Origin of the sequence: Aneurinibacillus sp. UBA3580 (genome assembly GCF_002375825.1) — a bacterium.
Lineage (GTDB): Bacteria > Bacillota > Bacilli > Aneurinibacillales > Aneurinibacillaceae > Aneurinibacillus > Aneurinibacillus danicus.
Genome location: NZ_DFMZ01000012.1, coordinates 1 through 16,331, shown reverse-complemented (window position 1 = coordinate 16,331; position 16,331 = coordinate 1). Strand labels below are relative to the sequence as shown.

Genomic DNA, 16,331 nt, shown 5'->3' with positions numbered 1-16,331 from the left:
TATCCTGCTGAACAACCGCCCGGTAATGAAGAAGCTGGCGGAAGATTGGAAACAGATACTAGATCAAATCTCCGAGCTGATTGAAAAAGCGGACGGAAAAGGTATCGAGCGATTCTTCGCAGAGGCTCGTGCTTTCCGTGACGGATTGCCGGAGAAGAAGAAAGGCGCCTTGCAGCCGTACTTTGACCTCTATGTGGACATTCCGGACGAGCCAGGGGTTATTGGTCGTATTACGACTCTTTTGGGTCAGGAAAATATTAGCATTACGAACATTAGCATATTGGAGACGCGCGAAGATATTCTCGGCGTCCTGCGCATTTCATTCCGCAGTCACGAAGATATGGAACAGGCGAGCCGTGTTCTGCAAGAAAAAGGCTACGGCGTATACGAGCGTGAGTAGGAGGTGCTTATAAAATGACGACGATTCAAGGGATAAAGCAAGTGCGGGGAGACATTACGGTCCCCGGTGATAAATCGATTTCACACCGTGCCGTAATGTTCAGCGCGCTCGCCGAAGGGACGACTACGATCGAAGGATTCCTTCCGGGTGCTGATTGTTTGAGTACAATCTCCTGCTTCCGCAAGCTCGGAATCACGATTGAGCAGGAAGGAGACCGGGTACGGGTAGAGGGCAAAGGATGGTATGGCCTGACGGAGCCGTCTGAGATTCTCGATATTGGCAACTCCGGTACCACGATTCGGTTGATGATGGGCATTCTTTCGACTCAGCCGTTTCACAGCGTACTGATTGGCGACGAGTCGATTGCAAGAAGACCGATGAAGCGGGTAACAGGTCCGCTGCGCCGGATGGGCGCAGATATCGCAGGACGGAACAACGGAGAATATACTCCGCTCTCGGTGCGCGGCGGTAAGCTTACAGGCATCGAATACCGATCGCCGGTCAGCAGTGCACAGGTCAAGTCTGCCGTACTGCTCGCCGGTCTTGCGGCGGAAGGAGAGACGACGGTGTATGAGCCGGAGGTATCGCGCGATCATACGGAGCGGATGCTGCGCTCATTCGGCGTAGATGTCGAGTCTTTCAACGGAGGCGTACGCGTGCGCGGTGGGCAGTCTCTGCAATCTCCAGGCCACATCCAGGTACCGGGCGATATTTCCTCGGCGGCATTTCCACTGGTCGCAGCAGTGATCATTCCGGGAAGTCATATTGTCGTGCGGAATGTGGGCGTAAATCCCACCCGCTCCGGCATTATCGATGTATTAAGAGAGATGGGCGCCGATTTGACGCTTGATAACGAGCGGGAAGTAAATGGCGAACCTGTAGCCGATATCGAAGTGAAATATGCCCCGCTCAAGGGCATCGAAATTGGCGGAGCGATCATCCCGCGCCTGATCGATGAAATTCCCGTTATTGCGGTTCTTGCTACACAGGCGGAGGGCACAACCGTTATTAAAGATGCGGCAGAGCTAAAGGTAAAGGAAACCAATCGAATTGATACGATAGTGGCGGAACTCAGCAAGATGGGCGCTCGCATTGAGCCGACTGAGGATGGGATGATTGTCTACGGCAGGACGCCGCTTCGCGGTGCCGTGTGCGACAGCCATGGAGACCATCGTATCGGTATGGCGGCGGCTATAGCAGGTTTGGCGGCTTCCGGTGAAACGATAATACAAAACGCAGATTCGATAAACGTCTCGTTTCCAGGGTTTTTTACAACCTTACGACAAATTAGCGAATAAATCGTTAAAAAATAAAATAAGTCTGAATAAAATATTGACTTTTCATAGAGAGACTATATAATGAAATTCATAGTATGGTTTCTCTCCACTCCTATCCATATATGGGAATTTTCCATACCGCTTCGCGTAACGTGCCGGGGCGGCTTTTTTTTTGTATAGGAATATAGGAAAGTGTAAGCGAGGAAAAACGCCCGCGAGTTTTTCTTACTCTTTTCCATCAAAAAATCTTTCAATCTACGATAAAAGCGAAGCGAACCCGGAAATGACTTGAATCATTCCGGGTTCATCGTTTTTTAACAGTGAACTTTATCGCGTGTTGACATCCGCTGCTTCATAATCGTGTTAATCAAATGGTCGACTTCCTTGCTTGCCGCAAGCACTTTCTCATCGCGCAGATTCTTGTTGGCCTGTATATAAAGAGAGTGCATTGAACGCCTTTTTTCTGTGATTAATTGAATTAATCTTGTCTCTTCCACAGCCACTCCTCCTTATACGATCACATGACCAGTCATATTCCTCATCTACATGTTCCATTGTAGTACGCTAAAGAATTCCAGAAAAGACCTAATTAATCGACAAATTTTAACATATTATTTTTCTGCGCATGTTTTTTTCGACCTCACATATGCATGTAAAAAGGAGGGCGATAGGATGGAAGTGATTGTGCGGGGCGCGACCCTGGTTAACCCGGAACGCTGTTTTGTAGCTGACGTTTGGATTAAGGAAGAAATAATTCATTATATCCATGAACATATTCCCAAAAAAGGACCGATAAAAGAGATAGACGGGAGCGATTATTATATGCTGCCGGGTTTTTTTCGTTTCGGCACTTCGCTTGGCAGCAACAGGACAAGCCTATCGGAATTTAAAACGATACAGGAGCAATGGTTCAAAAACGGTTATACCGCGTATGTGGACGATCTGACCATGCTCCATACGTCGGCCTGGCGAACGGTTCTTGGCTATGAATTGGCCATGCATCATAACAGTCGTCTTACGCATCGGGTGCGTCTGCGTGTGCCATATCGTTCGGTGAATGAAACGGTAATCCGCGCCGTGCTTACCCACCGTATTCCTATGATGGAGATGATTTTACTTCCGGAAAATTCGCTTTCCGCATCGTTTTGGTCGCTGCTTTTAATGGGCTTCTCCCGCTATCGGCTCTCCGTTAAACTGTCATTTGCGCGAGAATGCACGCTGCGAGAGAGAAAGCGGTGGCTTACGGATAATCTGCCGCAGGTTGTTTCCATGCTGGAATATCGTGGAATACCACTTATATTGGATGAACACCCGGAGATTGTAAAGGTCGTTTGCAATAATAAAAGCCCATACGGTGCGTATATCACATGGGAAGTCAATAGGGACTGCCCGGTGGTCTATGATAGAAAGCAATTTGGAGAGCTTGCACTATCCGCTGCAAATTTTCCATCGTCCGGGATAGATGAGCGGATGCTGCGCCGCATGGTAGAGGTTGGCTCCCGCTTGCCGGCGAGGCTGTTTGGCGCTTATCCGCAGAAAGGTGCGCTTGTAGCGGGCTCGGAAGCCGACTTTTTTCTTATCCCTAAAAACTTTTTTGGAAACCCTGCAACTTTTTGGACCCCTTCCTTCGTCTATACAAAAGGAAGAAGAAACAAATACTTACTTTTTACAGAAAAAGATGCAAATACATGTAATACAGCTCTCTGAATGTCTGGCTGTAATAAGACAGAAACGCCCGGCGCGGAAGAGAGCAGGAGTCAACGAGGGGGTAACGGATGTTAATCACTGATTCTCAGTTAATTCGCGAAATTAAAGACGGGCGGGTAGAGTGTTATGCAGAATTAATCAACCGATACGAACGAAGGATTCTTGCTTTTATTCTGCACATGCTCAAAAGCTACCATATGGAAGATATGGCGGAGGATTTAGCACAGGAAACGTTCTATAAAGCGTTCCGCAGTCTCCAGTCGTTCCGGGATGCGGAAGCATCTTTCTCCACCTGGCTTTATACCATTGCCCGCAATACCGTGCTGAGCGAATTACGAAAGAGCCGGAACTCGGAAGTTTATCTCGAAGATAGCAAGCAGCAACCGGCACGCATTTCTGTTGATAGGCTGCCGGAGCAGGAACTGCTGCGCATCGAACGAGTTCATCTTGTACGCCAGGCGATTAACAAGCTTCCAGAAAAACAGCGCACCGCCCTTGTCCTGCGGGAATATGAACAGCTTGATTATAAAGAAATTGCTGTTATTCTCGATTCGACGGTCAGTTCCGTAAAGTCGCTTTTATTCCGTGCTCGCCACAGCATTAAACAGCAGCTTGAACCGTATATGCTTGATGCTTCGTTCGATGAAGCGGAAGGAATGGGGTAACCGATGGACTGTAAGACAGTTCAGCGGCTGCTTGCAGACTATACGGAAGGCAAGCTGCCTTTAACAGTGGAGGAAGAAGTGGAAAAGCACCTTGAGGACTGTGAAGCCTGTCAGGAAGAGCATGCATTTTACATAGATTCGACCCAGCAGGCTCTTCTTCATTCACCCGTCTTGCCTGCGAGGTATGAGCATTTGACGGTTTCTGATAGAGTGATGAATCGAATTCTTGAAGAGAATAAATGGGCTGCCCCTGCTCCGGAACGAGCGCGCGAAATTCCGCAGCCCATGCGACGCTGGATTACCGGTCTGGCGGTTGCCCTGCTGTTTGCCTGTTTTTTGCCTATTTTTATGTTAGGCAGGCAGTTGAATGAAGTCATGAACCCGACACCGGCCGATACGGCTACTGATATCGTCGTCTCGGCGGAAGCGCTGCGTTTTTCGCCGAATGATGCGAATAATATTCGAACAACTCAATATGGCATTGTTGCCAGCGCCACGAACCCCATTTCATACAGTTTGCCGCCGGAGCAGCCGTCGCGTGTTCACTATGGCTTGCTCTCGGCATTGTTTGGTATACTGATTAGTGTGGTTAGTATGAGTTGGCTTTCACGCTTAAAGAAACATGCAGGCTGACCGTTCGTTCCGGACGGTTTTTCTTTTTGCCGGAGGGTGAACAGCAACAGGGAGGTTTTTTCATGAAGCAACAATGGCAAACGCAGTTGGACAGAGCCATCGCTTTATTGGAAGCAGGAGATATCCAAGGGGGCCTGGAGACGCTTGCATCCGTTCGGAAACACCAAACGGATGATCCGGTGCTTGGATTACAGCTTGTCAATATTTATCACGAGTTAGGACATCATGATGCGGCGCTTGAAATTTTAGAGGAGATGGAGAAGGACCAGAAGGAATGGGGCAATGAGATACAGCAGGAGATGAACGTATACCGGGCTTCGCTTTATATTGATTTGGATAGATTGCAGGAAGCGATGGACACGCTGCTTACTATCAAAGAAACTGGAACGGACGATTACCGCGTCTATGCGCTGCTGGGAGAGCTGTTTCTTATTGAAGGACTTGAAGAGGTGGCGATTCGCTATTTCGAGCAGGCCATCGAAATGGAACCGAATAATGAAGAAATTCAGTATTTGCTGGGCAAACTGTATGCGGAACAGGGGGAGAGCGAGCGTGCAATGGAGAAATGGCAGATGCTCGAAGGATTTGAAGAAGAAGCGCCGATCTTGCATGAACGCGCCCGTCTGGCGGCCCGGCAGGGAGATTTCGAAGCCGCTCTTACATTGTATGAGAAGCTTGGAGAAGATGATAGCGATACGGAAGCCTTATACGGGGCAGGCATGACTGCCTATCAAATCGGCGATTGGCAGCGGGCTGTACGCCATTTGGCGCGCCTTATCGAAGCGGATGCGGATTACATAGCCGCCTATCCACTGCTCGCTGAAGCATTATGGAAGTTAGATATGCATGAGCAGGCCCTGGTAATCTACCAGCGGGCGTTGTCGCTGCATATTGAAGAAGAAAAGCTCCTGCCCGGCTACCTTGGCTTTTGCATTGAGCTTGGTAAATGGAAAGAAGCTGAAGCAGGAATTGCGCGGCTGCGAAATCTGGACGAAGATGACCCGATATATTGGTACTGGCAGGGTCGGCTTGCGGAAGCGAGAGGGGAGACGGAAGATGCTCTCGCTTACTACGAGCAGGCGTTGGACGGAGGCGAAGTAGTGGCCGACGCCCAGCAGCGTTGCCAAAATTTAATGCGGCATTGAATAGTAAGCGAATAAGCCACAGGTACCTGGAATTCAGGTGCCTGTGGTTTTTTAGAATCGGAAGCGGGGAAGTTAGAGGTTCGACTTGATGAAAAAAAGCCAGTCGCCTTTTCGCCCTTGATATCTTCCCTTCTCCTTCTATACTTTTTTCTAGCTCTTAAGTATACGTTACTTTTCTTTCGGTCAATACTGACAGGTAACAGTATCGCCTAAGAAAGGGGCAATTCGCGTGAATCTTGCTGATACGCTTGTATACGCCGATATCCGACAATTGCGTCAACTCGCCACCTCTTGCGGGCTTACGTGCAATCTCCATTCAAAACACGACCTGATACAAAATCTGCATAATCGTTTGACTTCCCTTCCCTTTTGCCGGGAGATGCAGGAGAAGCTGACATGGGAAGAGAAGCGGTTCTTGCTTTCTTTGATATTCGAGGCGCGAAAGGAATATTCGCGTGAAGCGCTGTTGAGCCGGGCGAGAAAATCGTTTAAAGAAGATATACAGCATGATGAACACGAGCGATTGGTAGAGCGAGTGCTTAAGTGCGGGTGGCTGTTCCGCATGCAGAAGCCCCATTCAACCGTGTATGCGATCCCGAGCGATTTGCAGCGGCGGTGGCGGGATATTTTTGTTAAAGAAGTGCGTGATGCTGCATATGGTAATTATACGAAGCCCGATGTATACCGCGACGACACGTATGTTATGGCACATGATGTACAGCAATTGCTTCGTTTTGTGCAGACGAATCGCGTACCGTTGTCCAAAGAAGGAGTTATGTACCGCAGGCAGCAGCAGAAACTGATGGATTTGATGGCCGTGCGTGAGAACCCGGTCGATGGCAAAGAGTGGCGTTTTGGATACGGACGAAGATTCCGGAATTATCCGGACCGTCTTGCGTTGTTGTATGACTATACGTATCATCAGCAATGGTTAAGGGAAAGGGCAGAAGGGCTAACGCTGACGGAAGAAGGAATGAGGCAGGCATTGGCGCAAGAGTGGGAGAAAGAAGAAAGAGCGAACAGTCTCGTAACGTTTTGGCTGCTATCTTACAAAAAAGCGATCCCTGCAATTGAAAGTCTGTGGATGTTCATTGTCTCTATCTGTGAACCGGAATGGCTTGATGAAGAAAGCCTTGTTCATGCGCTGCAAAATTGGGTGTGTCCTTTTTATTATGACACTGAAGAAGAGGTGGTTCGCCGCCGTCTACTATCTATGATGGTATATCTGGGAATCCTAAGCCGCGGAATGGTTACCGCAGATTCCCCTGTTTATCTGGTAACAAACTGGGGTAAATCTTTATTAAATAGGACACAACATTGTAAATAGTTAAGGACACATCACACATCCCACGGACGAGAATATGATGAAGTAATAGAAACTGATTCTCTTCCGGCTCAAGGAGTGAGATAACATTAAAGATAGTTAATTCTGAATATTTAAACAACTATGCAGTTGGTCACATAGGCCGCTCGTTAATCAAGCATGCATACAAAAAAGAAGCAAAGCGGTACTATCGAATGGAGGGAAAACAAATGGAAAAGCAAAAGCAAAACATTGTAAATCCTTCGACACTTAGCCTTATGGCCGAAATGATTTTAGATGAAGCCATCCGTAAATATCGAATTGAAAATCTTTATAAGCATATTGATGAAGCGTTAGAAGCAGGTGACAAGAGCAGATTCAAGACATTGACTAGCGAGCTTAAAGAAGTGCTCGGAACGAAAGCGGTCAAGTAGCGCAACGAAAAAAGATATGGTAAGCTAAAACCCGGAAATTCCGGGTTTTTTGCTTTTTGAGAACCTGAATAGTAAAAGGAAAGAGGGAAGAAATATGCGCTGGAAAGCGGAGGACATGGAACAGATCATTGCGATGCAGGAATATGTGGATACGCTCCTGTATCCCGTATGCGTATCTGGAGAAGAATGGGACGAGAGCTGGATTAAAAATCAATTCTGGCTGGAGAGAGTATGCGGCTATGCGGAAAGACAGTTGACGGGCCGTTTATTTTTATTCCAACCCTTATGTGTAGCGCTTACAAAGGAAGCAGATGAAGAAATTTCTTATATGTTTATCCAACAAAATATCCAGGCGCTTTCACGGCGCTTCACTCATTGTATAGTAGTTACGAATGATAACACTGTGTCTATAGAACTTACAAAAAGGGGAATCGAAACCTACCTTGTTTCTGATCCGCCGGAAGAGAAAGCGGATACGAAGGCTTTCCTCGAAAAAGCTTTGAGCGAAAGCAACCGCATTGTAAAGCGCTGCATTGCACTCTGGCAGAATAATTAAAGGATAAATTGTGACAAAATATATAACAATAAGAAGAAAGGCACAGGAAACTACAGTGTTTCCTACGTTGCAAATTCTTGACAGTATATAACCCTTCCATTATGATGGTTATGTCCTAGTAAAGATGTGTAGTAATGCTTCTGTCCGTGCGGACGTTATCATAAGGATAGGAGGTTAGAGAGCATGAGTGAACGTAACAACAAAGGGGTATCCAGAAGGCAATTCCTCAACTATTGTCTTACTGGAGTCGGCGGGTTTTTGGCAGCTGGGATGTTAGCGCCGATGGTTAGGTTCGCAATCGATCCGGCCCTGCAGAAAGCAGATGCAGCCGGTGACAAAGTTCCCGTAGCGAGCTTAAGCGAGATTACTGAAGAGCCGAAAAGCATCAGCTTTAAAAAGAAGATTAAAGATGTGTGGACCGGCGAACAGGAAACTCCTTTAACAGCTTGGGTGTACAAGCAGGGCGATGAAGTGATTGCGCTTTCACCAATCTGCAAGCATTTGGGCTGTACGGTGAACTGGAATGGGGATGAAAAGCACAAAAACGAATTCTTCTGTCCCTGTCACTTGGGACGCTACGAGAAGAATGGAAAGAATGTTCCGGGTACACCGCCAATGAAGCCGCTTGATCAGTACGAGGTCGAAATTAAAGACGGTAAAGTACTGCTCGGTGAGGTTAAGCCAAACAAGATTGCAGAGGGGGCATAGTGTAACATGATCCGCAAAATGTACGATTGGGTCGATGAGCGTCTGAATGTTACCCCGATGTGGCGTGACATTGCGGACCATGAAGTGCCCGAACACGTAAACCCGGCCCACCATTTTTCGGCGTTTGTTTACTGTTTTGGTGGACTTACTTTCTTTATTACCGTTATTCAGATTTTGTCCGGTATGTTCCTGACCATGTATTATGTTCCGGACATTATTAACGCGTATGAATCCGTGAAATACTTACAGAACGAAGTGGCTTTTGGGGTTATCGTTCGGGGTATGCACCATTGGGGTGCGAGTCTGGTAATCGTAATGATGTTCTTACATACATTACGGGTGTTCTTCCAAGGAGCCTATAAGCGTCCGCGTGAATTGAACTGGGTTGTTGGGATGTTAATTTTCTTCGTCATGCTTGGACTGGGCTTCACAGGGTATCTGCTTCCATGGGACAACAAAGCATACTTCGCTACGAAGGTAGGCATTCAAATTGCGGAGCAAGTTCCGCTGATCGGCGGCTTTATTAAAACGCTGCTTCAGGGTGGACCGATTGTCGGGGCCGAAACGCTCGCACGTTTCTTTGCAATCCACGTATTCTTCCTGCCTGGCGCGCTGCTTGGTCTTCTGGGCGCACACTTTATTATGATTCGGAGACAGGGAATCTCTGGACCGCTATAAGATGGAGTTCGATCCATTGACAAGGGGGGTAATTCAATGGCTAAGCATGACAAGACGATAGAGTATGTCGGCGACTCGCGCGTACCCGCGAAACGAATGCCGAACATCGCTCCGTCTTATTCAGAATTTCCGGGCAAATCCGAAGCGTTTTGGCCGAATTTCTTATTGAAAGAATGGATGGTTGCCGCGGTTGTCTTAATCGCTTTCCTTATTCTTACTATCAGCCATCCATCGCCGCTGGAAGCGAAAGCGGACCCGAACAACGCATCGTATATACCGCTTCCAGACTGGTATTTCTTGTTCTTGTACCAATTGCTGAAATATCCGTGGCAATCCGGCCAGTGGGTTGTATTCGGGGTAGTGGTTGTGCCGGGTATCGCGTTTGGCGCGCTGCTCTTGGCTCCATGGCTGGATACGTCACCGGAGCGCAAGCCGTCGAAACGTCCGGTAGCGACAGGTCTTATGCTTCTCGCACTCGTAAGTATCTTCTATCTTACGTGGGCTGCGATTGATGAACACAACCGTCTGCATCCGAAACCGGCTGCAGGCGCTGGTGGCGAAGCGGCGGCCAAACCGCCGGCTGATTTCAAACCGGATGCAATCTGGACGAAGCAGGCAAGCTGTCAGGGATGTCATGGTGCGAATATGGAAGGCGGAAGCGGGCCTGCATTGTGGAACGTGGGAAGCCGTCTTGATGAAAAACAAATTCATGAAGTTATCATGAACGGACGCGGCGCAATGCCGAAGGGCATGTTCAATGGCTCTCCGGAAGAGCTTGACCAGCTTGTTAAATATCTTGCCAGCCTGAAAGGCGACGGCAAAGGTACAGCGGCTGGCGGTGCTGCTGCTCCTGCTGAGGAGAAGAAGCCGGAAGGCGGAGACGCGAATAAAGGCGGCGAAAGCGCAGCGGCTCCAACCGGGGGAACGGCTGAAGAAGGCAAGACGATGGCAAATCAATGTATGGCTTGCCATGGCCAGGATTTGAAGGGCGGCACGGGCCCGAGTCTGGCTGGCGTTGTTGATAAGCTGAAGCCGGAGGGAGTAGCGGATGTTCTGAAGAACGGACGCGGTGGGATGCCTCCGCTGGGTGCGTCCTGGTCCGATCAGCAAATGAGCTCGATGATCGAGTATTTGAAAACGGTGAAGTAATGAGTGAAAAGCCAGACGGATGAACGTCTGGCTTTTTCTGTGAAAATCATGAAAAAAGGATGAATACGGTATGACAACATTATGGAGCTGGTTTATCGCTTCCCTGCGTGCCCCGTGGTTTCTCTGGACGATGATTATTATTAACGGATTGGGGTCCGTGTACGGATTTGTCTGGTATGCCTATCAGCTAGAAATGACTTCACCTGCTTTTTTACGTGTTTTCGTGCCGGATAGTCCGACCGCGAGTACGCTCTTTACACTGGTATTGATTACACTGCTTGTCGGACGCAGTGTACCTGCACTGGAGGCGTTTGCGGCGGTTACGAACTTTAAGTATGGGGTATGGGCAGTTGCGGTAATTCTGGCGGGAGCGGCTGTGGGAGATGAGTTGAATTGGCAGCACTATATGCTAATGTTCTCACATGGCGGCATGGCGTTGGAGTCCCTGTTGTATGCGCGCTTCTACACATTGCAGCTGCGTCACATTTTTTATGTGGCCGCCTGGACGCTGCTGGGCGATTTACTGGATTATACACTGGACATTCATCCGTGGTTGGCGGACGAGCTGGAGCCCTATGATCACATTGTAGGATGGGCAACGCTGGGGTTAAGCTTATTCAGCTTATGGCTTATCTATGCTCTTGTCCGGTTCTTTCGGAGAAGAAAAAGATCATAAACATATCCTTGTCCTCTTCTTCATACATATGTGGTAAGAGGAGGAGGACGAGTCGTGAAAAAATTCATTGTTCTATTAAGTGTTGTTTTCCTCTGCGCAGTTCTTTATACAGGATGGTCCGTGCTGGATAAGCGCGTCTTCTCCGCAAGAGTACCGGAGCAGACCATGTCAGTATATCAGAAGATGGATGTTCTGTCGCAGGATGTATACCAATTGACCAAGGAAGCCAAGTATGGAGAGGCAAAGAAGAAGCTGGCAGAGCTGGGTATATTGTTCGCCGGAACGAAGCCGCCCAAGGGGCTGTCGATTGAAGCGGTGAATGCGCTGTCGGATACCATTGTCAAAGCGAAACGGGCGTTTGCGGCGGTTGAGGCTGAGCCTAATCGCCTGCTTTGGCATGCATTGCAGGTACGCCTGGCCATTGATAGTCTTACACACGAGAAGCAGCCGCTCTGGAAGAATTACTATAATTCGTATCAGGAACATATCAACAAGATGATGTTGCTTTCGGCCGGACGTAAACAGGCCGAATTCTCACGCGCGTTTGTGCAGAATCTGCAGCTGTACCAGACACTAAAACCGGCAATTACAGTCGCCGCTTCCTCGCAGCAATTGGAGATGCTGTCTTCGCTTTATAGCTTCTTGCTGCAGGAGACGCGAAAAGTCGAGTATAATTGGGACGCCATTACCAATGCGCTTACTGAATTGAACCGCTTAGTGGATGCCATTTTCATCGGAGAAGATCAATCTACCTTCGCGCCAGGCATGCCACCTGAGTCTCCGCTCCTCATTATTGCGCTCTTCGCTTCCGTCGTCTTGACCTCACTTGGGTATGTGGGGTGGAAAAAGTATAAAGCGGAGCAGAGTGCAAAGAAGCGAAAACGAAGAGAGCCATAAAAGAAGAGACCGGGTAAAACATTTTTCACCCGGTCTCTTCCCTATCTTCGCCTACTTCTGCAGCGGCTGTTTTTGCTCATCGAGTGTAAAGCCCTCTCCGAAGACCTCATGCACGTCGTTAATAATAATGAAGGCGTGCGGATCGGCACTATGAACGAGGTTTTTGAAACGGACGATTTCATTGCGGCTGACCACGCAATATAGCACTTCTTTATCGAGTCCCGTATAACCGCCTCGCCCTTTTAACAGGGTCGCGCCGCGTCCCATCTCCTGCATAATACGCTGCGAGATATCCACCGCATGGTCGGAAATAATCATAATTGCTTTAGCTGCATACGCGCCCTCCTGAACGAAGTCGATGACGCGTGCTGCTACAAACAGTGCAACCAGTGTGTACATAGCCAGATCCAGATTCAAATAGTATAATGATAACCCGATAACGAAGATATCGAAAATAAACATCGTACGGCCGATACTCCAGCCTGCATACTTATTCACCAATCGAGCTAAAATATCGACTCCCCCGGTTGTTCCGCCGAAGCGGAATACCAGACCAAGTCCAAGACCTACCGTGACACCGGCGTAGAGTGCTGCCAGCAGCGTATCATTCTCCATCGGATGACGGAATGAAGAAAATATCGTTAAAAAAAATGATACGGCGACCGTACCAATAATCGTATAAATGGCCGACTGTCGTCCAAGCAGCTTCCATCCGATAAACAATAGCGGAATGTTAAGTGCCAGGTTCGTTATGCCAGGGTCCCAATCGAGCGTATATTTCAAAAGCAGTGTAATCCCGGTAATCCCGCCTTCGGCCAGACGATTGGCGATATTGAAATAATTAATGCCGAACCCCATAATTGCGGAACCAAGAAGAATCGCAAAAATGTTGCGCACATGATAATTCATGAATGTCCTCCCATTATAAGTGCTAGATCCATGGATATTATACCTATAAATTTGTCAATCTTCCACCTCTGCGGTAACATAAGAAATACATAGCAAATATACTGCTGCAAAGGAGGGAACGATATGCCGGACGAGAAGCAACCGATGACGATTGCCGACATGCAGCGCATTGTCGATGAATACATCAGTCAATTCAAAGAAGGGTATTTTTCGCCGCTTGCGCTTATGGCCCGGTTGACAGAAGAGGCGGGTGAACTGGCACGTGAAATCAACCATTATTACGGCGAGAAGCCGAAACGGAGAGACGAAGCTGAGAATACGATTGATATGGAGCTGGCAGATTGCCTTTTTATCCTTATTTGCTTCGCTAATTCTCTTAATATTGACTTAGAGGAAGCGTTTCATGCCATGATGCATAAGTTTAATACGCGCGACAAAGACCGGTGGACAAAGATTGACACCGAGTAAATGAATAGTACATATACTGTATACCATAGGCCAAAACGAGGTGTAAGCCAATGGATACAGAAAAAAAACAGGCGGGAAAGCAACATATAAAGGAAGCGTACCGCGCATTGTTCGCTAACGACTTTGCACGTGCAGTATGCGCATTCGAAAAGGCCATCCAATGCGATCCGACCAATGCGTCATATTATTTTAAGCTCTCCATTACCTACGCTCGGAACCAACAGCTCGATCTGGCCATACAGACAATTGAGAAAGCGCTGGTGTTGGAGCCTAAGAATGAAAAATTTATTATGCAGCATCAGCGTCTGAACTGCCGGAGATATACAGAGGAAGCGGTGCAATGTTTGGAGAAGGGGAGCATAGAACAAGCGCTTGTGCTTATTGAAAGGGCCGTAGAGCTTGATCCGCTGTATATGCAGGCGCATTATGTGGCCGCCCAAGTTTACTTTTTGCGCGGTCAGTACATTCAAGCCCGCAAAGCGGCCCGTCAAGCCGTACGCCTTGCCCCGAATTTTCTGGAGGCCAGAGTTCTGCTGGCGAGGTGTCGGGAACAGGTGTTGCTGGAGAAAAAAAAGAAGAAGGGGGAGACATAACAATGGAAAAAATTCGTGTGGCAGTAGCCGGCCCACGCGGTCGAATGGGCTCGGAAGCGGTAAAAATGATAAGCAAGGACGAAATGTTGCAATTCGTCTGCGGCATTGATCCAAAATACAACGGGGAGGATGTAGGCGCGTTCCTTGGGTTGGGCAACTTGTCGGCTCCTTTTGTATCGGACATAAGACAAGCCCTGGAGACGTACCGGCCTGATGTGCTGGTTGATTTCACAACGCCGCATGTGGTGAAGCAAAACATGCAGATAGCCATTGAGGAAGGGGTACGCCCGGTGGTCGGCACAACCGGATTTACACCGGAAGATATTGAAGAGCTGGACGCTTTGTGTCGCGAGCAAGGCATCGGCGGCATTATCGCCCCTAATTTTGCGATCGGTGCCGTATTAATGATGAAATTCGCCCAGGAGGCGGCTAAGTATATGCCGCATGTCGAAATCATCGAACAGCACCACGATCAGAAGTTGGACGCGCCGTCCGGCACGGCAGTCAAGACAGCGGAAATGATTCAGGCGGCACGCAGCGAAATGAAGCAGGGGCACCCGGAAGAAAAAGAAACGATAGAAGGTGCACGCGGAGGTTATTATGGTGGATTTCGCATTCACAGCGTTAGGTTGCCTGGTCTTGTAGCGCATCAGGAAGTAATCTTTGGCGCGGTGGGGCAAACTTTGACCATCCGTCATGATTCCATTAACCGCGAGTCGTTTATGCCAGGCGTAAATTTGGCAATTAAGAAGGTCATGGAGCATAAAGGTCTAATTTACGGTCTGGAAAATATTATGGTGTAAAAGGGGGAAACTGGATGAATATTGCATTGATCTCCCATGACAATAAGAAAAATGAGATGGTCAACTTTACAATTGCCTACCGTGATACACTGGCCAAGCATAAGGTGTATGCAACCGGTACAACAGGAACGAGAATTATGGAAGCGACCGGGCTTTCCATTCATCGGGTGCTGTCCGGACCGATGGGCGGCGATCAGCAAATCGGGGCACTGATTGCGCAGGATGAGATGGATCTTGTTATCTTCCTGCGCGACCCGCTGACCGCACAGCCGCATGAGCCGGACGTAACCGCACTGCTTCGGCTATGCGATGTCCACAGTATTCCGCTTGCCACTAACATTGCGACGGCGGAAATGCTGATTCATGCGCTCGAGCAGGGAAATTTTTCATGGCGGGAGATCGTTCATAAATACAAAGGAGAGGATTGTACATGACGGAGAGGCAGCCGGAACCGTTACATGCGCTGGCGTTTGGCGCACATCCGGACGATGTGGAAATCGGTGCCGGAGGATTGCTGCGCAAGTGGGCAAGCCAGGGAAAGCGCACCGGGATTTGCGATTTGACATATGCCGAGCTTTCTTCTAACGGATCGGTGGAGCGGCGCCAGCAGGAGGCGGCAGAGGCATCCCGTCTGCTTGATCTCTCTGTGCGGGTAAATCTCGGGCTGCCGGACCGAGGCCTTGCTCCTGTGCCGGACCAAATTCGGGCTATCACCCATGTCATTCGACTGTACCGCCCCCGTATCGTGTTGATGCCGTTCTGGGAAGATCGGCATCCGGATCACGGTATGTGCAGCGTGCTGGTCCGGGAAGCTGTATTTAACGCGCGTATTCGTAAATATGAGACGGACGGGCAGGAGAGTTTGCCTGCACATAAGTGTGAGCATGTGCTTGCTTATTTCATTAACGGGCAGACTGAACCGCAATTTTTGATTGATATTAGTGAAGAGATGGAAGTGAAAATGGCAGCGCTCGGCGCTTACCGCTCGCAGTTTGAAAAAGAAGCCGGCTCGGTGGTAACACCGCTGACCGAAGGATATCTGGAGCGGGTGCGTGCAAGAGAATATGTATTTGGCCAATCTGCCGGCGTAGCTTATGCCGAAGGGTTTGTCAGCCATACGCCGCTATTATTAAGGGACTTCCTATGATGAGAGGGAGCGAGCGATGAAAATCGGAATTACATGTTACCCTTCTGTGGGGGGCTCGGGTGTTGTGGCAACTGAATTGGGCAAACTGCTGGCCGAGCGGGGGCATACGGTGCATTTTATCACATCCGGCATGCCGTTTCGTCTTGGCAAGTATTATCGCAATATTTATTTTCATGAAGTGGA

21 protein-coding genes and 2 pseudogenes are annotated in these 16,331 nt (G+C 48.7%); 21 read left to right on the top strand and 2 right to left on the bottom strand.

Features of this window, described 5'->3' with window-relative positions; all coding sequences use genetic code 11:
• Both B2899_RS02385 and aroA read left to right on the top strand, forming a co-directional pair.
• Window positions 1-400 (top strand): ACT domain-containing protein (locus tag B2899_RS02385; protein WP_286883748.1); only part of this gene is annotated, 400 nt, incomplete at its 5' end.
• Window positions 401-414: 14 nt separating this feature from the next.
• On the top strand, window positions 415-1,698 hold the full coding sequence (gene aroA / locus B2899_RS02380; RefSeq protein ID WP_146809528.1) for a 3-phosphoshikimate 1-carboxyvinyltransferase: 1,284 nt from the start codon (window positions 415-417) through the stop codon (window positions 1,696-1,698).
• 293 nt (window positions 1,699-1,991) lie between these two features.
• Here the strand turns inward: aroA and B2899_RS02375 are convergent, their stop codons facing one another.
• Entirely contained in the window at window positions 1,992-2,174 is a 183-nt protein-coding gene (locus B2899_RS02375; RefSeq protein WP_146809529.1) for an aspartyl-phosphate phosphatase Spo0E family protein, read from the bottom strand.
• 175 nt (window positions 2,175-2,349) lie between these two features.
• On the opposite strand from B2899_RS02375, the gene B2899_RS02370 reads away from it, so the two are divergent.
• The 13 genes and pseudogenes from B2899_RS02370 to B2899_RS02310 all read left to right on the top strand — a co-directional run bounded on the left by B2899_RS02370 (window position 2,350) and on the right by B2899_RS02310 (window position 12,228).
• The gene (locus B2899_RS02370) at window positions 2,350-3,384 is read left to right on the top strand and encodes a hypothetical protein (protein ID WP_146809530.1); all 1,035 of its coding nucleotides are present in this window, start codon (window positions 2,350-2,352) and stop codon (window positions 3,382-3,384) included.
• Window positions 3,385-3,458: 74 nt separating this feature from the next.
• Window positions 3,459-4,049, top strand: coding sequence for an RNA polymerase sigma factor (locus tag B2899_RS02365; protein WP_146809580.1), 591 nt, complete (start codon window positions 3,459-3,461; stop codon window positions 4,047-4,049).
• Window positions 4,050-4,052: 3 nt separating this feature from the next.
• On the top strand, window positions 4,053-4,682 hold the full coding sequence (locus B2899_RS02360; protein WP_286883743.1) for an anti-sigma factor family protein: 630 nt from the start codon (window positions 4,053-4,055) through the stop codon (window positions 4,680-4,682).
• 62 nt (window positions 4,683-4,744) lie between these two features.
• Window positions 4,745-5,827, top strand: coding sequence for a tetratricopeptide repeat protein (locus tag B2899_RS02355; RefSeq protein ID WP_286883741.1), 1,083 nt, complete (start codon window positions 4,745-4,747; stop codon window positions 5,825-5,827).
• 229 nt (window positions 5,828-6,056) lie between these two features.
• Entirely contained in the window at window positions 6,057-7,154 is a 1,098-nt protein-coding gene (locus tag B2899_RS02350) for a hypothetical protein (RefSeq protein ID WP_286883739.1), read from the top strand.
• Between the two features lie 206 nt (window positions 7,155-7,360).
• Window positions 7,361-7,564: an IDEAL domain-containing protein gene (locus B2899_RS02345; RefSeq protein ID WP_146809534.1), complete on the top strand. Its 204-nt coding sequence runs from the start codon at window positions 7,361-7,363 to the stop codon at window positions 7,562-7,564.
• Window positions 7,565-7,658: 94 nt separating this feature from the next.
• The gene (locus B2899_RS02340; RefSeq protein WP_146809535.1) at window positions 7,659-8,120 is read left to right on the top strand and encodes a DUF2487 family protein; all 462 of its coding nucleotides are present in this window, start codon (window positions 7,659-7,661) and stop codon (window positions 8,118-8,120) included.
• A gap of 183 nt (window positions 8,121-8,303) precedes the next feature.
• A complete protein-coding gene (locus B2899_RS02335; RefSeq protein ID WP_146809536.1) occupies window positions 8,304-8,828 on the top strand; it encodes a ubiquinol-cytochrome c reductase iron-sulfur subunit in 525 nt (174 codons plus the stop codon).
• A gap of 6 nt (window positions 8,829-8,834) precedes the next feature.
• Window positions 8,835-9,506, top strand: a complete 672-nt coding sequence (gene qcrB / locus B2899_RS02330) for a menaquinol-cytochrome c reductase cytochrome b subunit (protein ID WP_146809537.1) — start codon at window positions 8,835-8,837, stop codon at window positions 9,504-9,506.
• 36 nt (window positions 9,507-9,542) lie between these two features.
• A pseudogene (locus B2899_RS02325) lies at window positions 9,543-10,316 on the top strand (c-type cytochrome); the annotation flags it as partial.
• A complete protein-coding gene (locus tag B2899_RS02320) occupies window positions 10,311-10,655 on the top strand; it encodes a c-type cytochrome (RefSeq protein ID WP_281285998.1) in 345 nt (114 codons plus the stop codon). The pseudogene B2899_RS02325 and the gene B2899_RS02320, both read left to right, overlap by 6 nt.
• Window positions 10,656-10,725: 70 nt before the next feature.
• Entirely contained in the window at window positions 10,726-11,331 is a 606-nt protein-coding gene (locus B2899_RS02315; RefSeq protein ID WP_146809538.1) for a DUF1405 domain-containing protein, read from the top strand.
• Between the two features lie 54 nt (window positions 11,332-11,385).
• Complete coding sequence (locus B2899_RS02310; RefSeq protein WP_286883734.1) at window positions 11,386-12,228, top strand: sporulation protein YpjB; 843 nt, start codon at window positions 11,386-11,388, stop codon at window positions 12,226-12,228.
• Between the two features lie 51 nt (window positions 12,229-12,279).
• Here the strand turns inward: B2899_RS02310 and B2899_RS02305 are convergent, their stop codons facing one another.
• Window positions 12,280-13,137, bottom strand: coding sequence for a YitT family protein (locus B2899_RS02305; protein WP_146809540.1), 858 nt, complete (start codon window positions 13,135-13,137; stop codon window positions 12,280-12,282).
• A gap of 123 nt (window positions 13,138-13,260) precedes the next feature.
• On the opposite strand from B2899_RS02305, the gene B2899_RS02300 reads away from it, so the two are divergent.
• From B2899_RS02300 to B2899_RS02275, 6 genes and pseudogenes are all read left to right on the top strand, one after another.
• Entirely contained in the window at window positions 13,261-13,605 is a 345-nt protein-coding gene (locus tag B2899_RS02300; protein ID WP_286883732.1) for a nucleotide pyrophosphohydrolase, read from the top strand.
• 50 nt (window positions 13,606-13,655) lie between these two features.
• A complete protein-coding gene (locus tag B2899_RS02295; protein WP_146809541.1) occupies window positions 13,656-14,198 on the top strand; it encodes a tetratricopeptide repeat protein in 543 nt (180 codons plus the stop codon).
• Between the two features lie 2 nt (window positions 14,199-14,200).
• Complete coding sequence (gene dapB, locus B2899_RS02290) at window positions 14,201-15,001, top strand: 4-hydroxy-tetrahydrodipicolinate reductase (protein WP_146809542.1); 801 nt, start codon at window positions 14,201-14,203, stop codon at window positions 14,999-15,001.
• 14 nt (window positions 15,002-15,015) lie between these two features.
• The gene (locus tag B2899_RS02285) at window positions 15,016-15,435 is read left to right on the top strand and encodes a methylglyoxal synthase (RefSeq protein ID WP_146809543.1); all 420 of its coding nucleotides are present in this window, start codon (window positions 15,016-15,018) and stop codon (window positions 15,433-15,435) included.
• Entirely contained in the window at window positions 15,432-16,148 is a 717-nt protein-coding gene (bshB1, locus tag B2899_RS02280) for a bacillithiol biosynthesis deacetylase BshB1 (RefSeq protein WP_146809544.1), read from the top strand. The genes B2899_RS02285 and bshB1 overlap by 4 nt, the downstream gene beginning before the upstream one ends.
• 16 nt (window positions 16,149-16,164) lie before the next feature.
• Window positions 16,165-16,331 (top strand): annotated as a pseudogene (locus B2899_RS02275) (N-acetyl-alpha-D-glucosaminyl L-malate synthase BshA); the annotation flags it as partial.

What these genes read in the sequence shown, in the direction of transcription:
- B2899_RS02370 (WP_146809530.1), top strand. Translation starts at nt 2,350, where the DNA reads ATGGAAGTGATTGTGCGGGGCGCGACCCTGGTTAACCCGGAACGCTGT.
- dapB (WP_146809542.1), top strand. Translation starts at nt 14,201, where the DNA reads ATGGAAAAAATTCGTGTGGCAGTAGCCGGCCCACGCGGTCGAATGGGC.
- B2899_RS02360 (WP_286883743.1), top strand. Translation starts at nt 4,053, where the DNA reads ATGGACTGTAAGACAGTTCAGCGGCTGCTTGCAGACTATACGGAAGGC.
- B2899_RS02345 (WP_146809534.1), top strand. Translation starts at nt 7,361, where the DNA reads ATGGAAAAGCAAAAGCAAAACATTGTAAATCCTTCGACACTTAGCCTT.
- bshB1 (WP_146809544.1), top strand. Translation starts at nt 15,432, where the DNA reads ATGACGGAGAGGCAGCCGGAACCGTTACATGCGCTGGCGTTTGGCGCA.
- B2899_RS02340 (WP_146809535.1), top strand. Translation starts at nt 7,659, where the DNA reads ATGCGCTGGAAAGCGGAGGACATGGAACAGATCATTGCGATGCAGGAA.
- B2899_RS02335 (WP_146809536.1), top strand. Translation starts at nt 8,304, where the DNA reads ATGAGTGAACGTAACAACAAAGGGGTATCCAGAAGGCAATTCCTCAAC.
- aroA (WP_146809528.1), top strand. Translation starts at nt 415, where the DNA reads ATGACGACGATTCAAGGGATAAAGCAAGTGCGGGGAGACATTACGGTC.
- B2899_RS02305 (WP_146809540.1), bottom strand. Translation starts at nt 13,137, where the DNA reads ATGAATTATCATGTGCGCAACATTTTTGCGATTCTTCTTGGTTCCGCA.
- qcrB (WP_146809537.1), top strand. Translation starts at nt 8,835, where the DNA reads ATGATCCGCAAAATGTACGATTGGGTCGATGAGCGTCTGAATGTTACC.
- B2899_RS02355 (WP_286883741.1), top strand. Translation starts at nt 4,745, where the DNA reads ATGAAGCAACAATGGCAAACGCAGTTGGACAGAGCCATCGCTTTATTG.
- B2899_RS02315 (WP_146809538.1), top strand. Translation starts at nt 10,726, where the DNA reads ATGACAACATTATGGAGCTGGTTTATCGCTTCCCTGCGTGCCCCGTGG.
- B2899_RS02295 (WP_146809541.1), top strand. Translation starts at nt 13,656, where the DNA reads ATGGATACAGAAAAAAAACAGGCGGGAAAGCAACATATAAAGGAAGCG.
- B2899_RS02285 (WP_146809543.1), top strand. Translation starts at nt 15,016, where the DNA reads ATGAATATTGCATTGATCTCCCATGACAATAAGAAAAATGAGATGGTC.
- B2899_RS02300 (WP_286883732.1), top strand. Translation starts at nt 13,261, where the DNA reads ATGCCGGACGAGAAGCAACCGATGACGATTGCCGACATGCAGCGCATT.